Annotated in this window: 5 protein-coding genes and 1 pseudogene; 5 read left to right on the plus strand and 1 reads right to left on the minus strand. The window is 66.5% G+C overall.

Features of this window, described 5'->3' with window-relative positions; genetic code table 11:
- Window positions 1-214: response regulator (locus RT567_RS03610; protein WP_313574349.1), on the plus strand; the 214-nt coding region annotated here is incomplete at its 5' end.
- Here RT567_RS03610 and RT567_RS03615 read toward each other — a convergent pair.
- Window positions 211-1,002: a TSUP family transporter gene (locus RT567_RS03615; protein ID WP_313574351.1), complete on the minus strand. Its 792-nt coding sequence runs from the start codon at window positions 1,000-1,002 to the stop codon at window positions 211-213. The genes RT567_RS03610 and RT567_RS03615 overlap by 4 nt on opposite strands.
- Before the next feature lie 712 nt (window positions 1,003-1,714).
- Between RT567_RS03615 and RT567_RS03620 the strand changes: the two genes are divergently transcribed.
- From RT567_RS03620 to RT567_RS03635, 4 genes and pseudogenes are all read left to right on the plus strand, one after another.
- On the plus strand, window positions 1,715-2,467 hold the full coding sequence (locus tag RT567_RS03620; RefSeq protein WP_313574352.1) for a DUF72 domain-containing protein: 753 nt from the start codon (window positions 1,715-1,717) through the stop codon (window positions 2,465-2,467).
- A gap of 4 nt (window positions 2,468-2,471) precedes the next feature.
- Window positions 2,472-3,542: an NAD(P)-dependent alcohol dehydrogenase gene (locus RT567_RS03625; protein ID WP_313574354.1), complete on the plus strand. Its 1,071-nt coding sequence runs from the start codon at window positions 2,472-2,474 to the stop codon at window positions 3,540-3,542.
- Between the two features lie 101 nt (window positions 3,543-3,643).
- Window positions 3,644-4,369, plus strand: coding sequence for an acetoacetyl-CoA reductase (phbB, locus tag RT567_RS03630; protein ID WP_312204350.1), 726 nt, complete (start codon window positions 3,644-3,646; stop codon window positions 4,367-4,369).
- A gap of 48 nt (window positions 4,370-4,417) precedes the next feature.
- Window positions 4,418-4,655: pseudogene (locus RT567_RS03635) on the plus strand (DUF4908 domain-containing protein); the annotation flags it as partial.

Raw genomic sequence — 4,655 nt, forward strand, 5'->3', positions numbered from 1 at the left:
GGACGGGCTGAGCGCCACCCGCGCCCTGCGCGAGATCGAGGCCGCCGATCCGGCGCGTCCGCGCGCGCCGGTCATCATGCTGAGCGCCAACGCCATGGCCGAGCATCAGGAACAGGCCGCCCAGGCGGGGGCCGATCTGCACCTGGCCAAGCCTGTCACCGCCGAGGCCCTGACGGCTGCCGTGCGCAGGGCGCTGGGCGGCCGCGCGATCTAACCTAGCCAGCCGACGATCATGGTCCGCAGCGGATTGGCGGGGTCGGACAGCAGCCGCGCCGTCATGGCCAGGGAGATGACCACCAGCAGGGGGCGGATCAGCCGCGGGCCGAAGCGCATGGCCGCGTGCGACCCCATGCGGCCGCCGATGAACTGTCCCACCGCCATGATCCCGGCCAGAACCCAGACCACGTGGCCGCCGACCGCCAGGACGGCGATGCCGACAACGTTGCTCATCAGGTTCAGCGCCTTGGTGTGCGCCGTCGCTCGCGTCAGCCCCATGCCCAGCAGCATGACGAGGCTGAGGGCGAAAAACGACCCCGTCCCCGGCCCGAAGAAGCCGTCATAGAAACCGACCCCGCCCGCCACGAAGGCGTAGGCCAGCGGCGTCAGGCGGGCGTGGGCGTCCTCGTCCGCCGCCTTAGGGCCGAGCAGGAAATACAGGGCGATGCCGACCAGCAGCACCGGCAGCAGGATCATCAGCCACCGCGTATCCACCAGGGTCACGGCGAAGGCCCCCAACCCCGCTCCGACCGCCACCAGGGCCATCGGCCAGCGGATCAGGCGGAAATCCACCCGCCCCTTGCGCCAGAAATTCCACAGGGCGCTGGCCGTGCCGACGCTGCCCTGAACCTTGTTGGTGGCGATGGCGGCGACCGGGTTCAGCCCGACCGACAACAGGGCCGGCAAGGAGATCAGCCCCCCGCCCCCGGCGATGGCGTCGATGAAGCCGGCGATCACCGACGCGACGCCCAACAGGGCGATGATCTCAGGCGTCAGTTCGAACACGCGCGCAGCACTCCGGTCAGGCTGGCGCTATAGACCCGCGCGAGGCGGACCGCCACCGCGTCGAGGCGAAGGCAGCCGCACGAACTCAAGCCGGTGCTTCGCGATAAGACGATGACGGCTTTCGCCTCACTGCGGACGTTAAGCCACCCAAGACTCCACGCAGCCCGTCCGATGCCAAGCGCCCCAGAAGCGGTAATAGGTGCAGTTCTGCCCCGAACCGGCCAGCGCCGCCAAAACCACCCCGACATCAACCTCAGCCCTGTAACCACCAAGGCTATATCGCGGGGCTCCTACTGTGCGGCTCGCCGCATCGGTTCCAAGGGGGAGTTGATCGTATGTCAGGGCGCGCGGGAAGCCCAACTCCTGCCAGCGGCAAGTACGATCTGAAATTATCACGCGATGGGGCTGAGATGCGCCGCGCAACGCCTGCGCCATAAGGATGCAATCGGCTCCCAAGGGGCCGTCCATTCCATGTCCCCGAACAGGGAGGGCTAGTCCGGCTACTGTAATTATCAACAGCAGCGAAGCAGTGACCGCTGAGGCCACGCTTACGGCTCCGATTTGTCTTTTCATTGGCTACCCCCAAGGTAGCGACGACGTTAGCAGGTCGTTATCCCTTAACCACCCTTACCTGACACGCAACGCATCCGCGCCCCATAGCCGCCACCAGTGATTTCTGCGATCAAGGCGGCCTGCATCAGGAGGCGCAGCCATGACAGGATTCATCCATATCGGCGTCGGCGGCTGGACCTTCGAGCCGTGGCGGGGGGTCTTCTATCCGCAGGGGCTGGTGCAGAAGCGGGAGCTGGAGTTCGCCAGCCGGGCGCTGACCTCGATAGAGATCAACGGCACCTATTATTCGACCTTCAAACCCGACAGCTGGGCGAAGTGGCGCGATGAGACGCCGGACGGCTTCGTCTTTGCAGTCAAAGCCAGCCGCTACTGCACCAATAGAAAGGTTCTGTCCGACGGCGCCGAGAGCTTCGAGCGGTTCCTGTCGCAGGGGCTGACGGTGCTGGGCGACAAGCTAGGGCCGATCAACTGGCAGTTCATGGGCTCGAAAAAGTTCGATCCCGAGGACTTCGAGGGTTTCCTGAAGCTGTTGCCCAAGGAGAAGGACGGGGTGCGGTTGCGCCACGCGCTGGAAGTACGCAATCCGACCTTCGCCACCGAACAGTTCTATGATCTGGCGCGGAAATACGGCGCGGCCGTCGTCTATGCCGTTGATGACGAGGAGCCGACCTGGCCGCAGATCGACGAGGCGACGGCCGACTTTACCTACGCTCGACTGATGTCCAGCCGCGAGGACGAGCCGACGGGCATGACCTCGGACGAACTGGACGCCGTGGCGAAACAGGCGTGCGGCTGGGCCGAGCGCGGCGACGTCTTCGCCTACTTCATCTCGGGGGCCAAGGTGCGGAACCCGGCGGCGGCCCAGGCGCTGATCGCCAAGCTGAAGGACTGAACCCATGCCCATCGCCACCCGCGCCTTCGCCGCGACCGCCGCCGATCAGCCGCTGAGCCCCTATAGCTTCGAGCGCCGCGATCCGGGGCCGGACGACGTGGCCATCGCGATCAAATACTGCGGCGTCTGCCACTCGGACCTGCATGTGGTGAAGAACGACCTGGGCGGGACGCGCTATCCCATCGTGCCGGGCCATGAGATCGCCGGGATGGTGACGGCGGTCGGCGCCAACGTCACCCGGTTCAAGGAAGGCGACCGCGTCGGCGTCGGCTGCATGGTCGACAGCTGCCGGACCTGCTCGGCCTGCCGCGAAGGGCTGGAGCAGTATTGCGAGCCGGGCATGACCCAGACCTACGGCTCGCGCGATCCCAAGGGCGCGGCCGTCGGCCAGACCATCACCCAGGGCGGCTATTCCGACCGCATCACGGTGGATCAGGGCTTCGTGCTGAAGATTCCCGACAGCCTGCCGCTGGATGCGGCGGCGCCCCTGCTGTGCGCGGGCGTGACCACCTGGTCGCCGCTGAAGACCTGGGGCGTGGGGCCGGGCTCGAAGGTGGCGGTGATCGGCCTGGGCGGGCTGGGCCATATGGCGGTCAAGCTGGCCGCCGCCCTGGGCGCCGAGGTGACGGTGCTGTCGACCTCGGACCGCAAGAAGGCCGACGCCGAACGGATGGGCGCGAAGCATTTCCTGATCAACTCGGACGCAGACGCCATGAAGGCGGCCGCCGAAAAGTTCGACCTGATCATCAACACCGTCTCGGCCACGCATGAGATCGCCAGCCACGTCAATCTGCTGGCGCGCGACGGGACCATGGTCATGCTGGGGCTGACGACCGAGGGGCTGCCGGTCTTCGCCATGCCCTTGCTATGGCGGCGGCGGCGCATCGCCGGTTCGCTGATCGGCGGGATTCGCGAGACGCAGGAGATGCTCGACTTCTGCGGCGAACACGGGATCGTGTGCGATATTGAAGTGATCACCCCCGACCAGATCAACCAAGCTTATGTACGAATGGAGCGGTCGGACGTGCGCTACCGCTTCGTCATCGACATGGGCCGTATGGCCGCGACGGCGTAACCCCGTCTTCTCGTTCGCCGCCAGCCGCGCTAAAGCTGGCGACAAGGGAGACGGACGGCGTCGCGACCACGACGACCGCCGCACAGGGACAGGGAGACATCATGGCGCGTACCGCATTCGTCACCGGGGGCACCCGGGGCATTGGCAAGGCGATCGTTCAGCGACTGAAAGAAGACGGGCTGCAGGTCGCCGCCGGTTATTCCGGCAACACCGAGGCCGCAGAGGCCACCGCCCGCGAGCTGGGCGTCATGGTGGTGAAGGGCAACGTCGGCTCGTTCGAGGACTGCGAGCGGGCGGTCAGGGAGGTCGAGGCGCAATTGGGCCCGATCGACGTTCTGGTGAACAACGCCGGCATCACGCGCGACGGCTTCTTCCACAAGATGAGCGCGGACCAGTGGTCCGACGTGATCCGCGTCAACATGGACAGCGTGTTTAACATGACGCGCCAGGTCATCAACGGCATGCGCGACCGGGGCTTCGGCCGCATCGTCAACATCTCCTCGATCAACGGCCAGAAGGGCCAGATCGGCCAGACCAACTATTCCGCCGCAAAGGCCGGGATGATCGGCTTCACCAAGGCGCTGGCGCTGGAGAACGCGCGCAAGGGCGTGACGGTCAACTGCATCGCGCCGGGCTATATCGACACCGAAATGGTCGGCGCCATGGACCAGAAGGTGCTGGACGCCATCGTGGCCCAGATCCCCGTCGGACGCCTGGGCAAGGGCGAGGAGATCGCCGACATGGTGTCCTGGCTGTCGGGCGAGCGTGCCGGATATGTCACAGGGTGCACGCTCTCGCTCAACGGCGGGCAGTACCTGGTTGGATAAGCCGCGTTCGCCCAAAATCCGCCGTTCGCGCGTATCACCTCTGAAAACATGAAGACTGCGGTCGAAGTCGTGGCGGAGAAACCGCCTTTCTTCGCCGTCGCGACGCCCAGCGCAGCGACGGGCGCAGGCGTGCGCCTGCTCCAGGTCACGGGGCTGGCGCTGGCCGTCGCCTGCCTGGCCGGCGCCGTCGAGGCCGAGGCCCAGACCCGCTCGAACGTTCAGTCCGAACAGAGCCGCGTCATCCGCGACCAGTCGGTGATCCGCACCACCCCGCCGCCGGGACGCT

This window comes from Brevundimonas sp., assembly GCF_032107865.1.
Classification (GTDB): Bacteria; Pseudomonadota; Alphaproteobacteria; order Caulobacterales; family Caulobacteraceae; genus Brevundimonas.

Excerpts from the sequence above, each read along its gene's own strand:
- RT567_RS03625 (WP_313574354.1), top strand. The coding sequence starts at position 2,472 with ATGCCCATCGCCACCCGCGCCTTCGCCGCGACCGCCGCCGATCAGCCG.
- RT567_RS03620 (WP_313574352.1), top strand. The coding sequence starts at position 1,715 with ATGACAGGATTCATCCATATCGGCGTCGGCGGCTGGACCTTCGAGCCG.
- phbB (WP_312204350.1), top strand. The coding sequence starts at position 3,644 with ATGGCGCGTACCGCATTCGTCACCGGGGGCACCCGGGGCATTGGCAAG.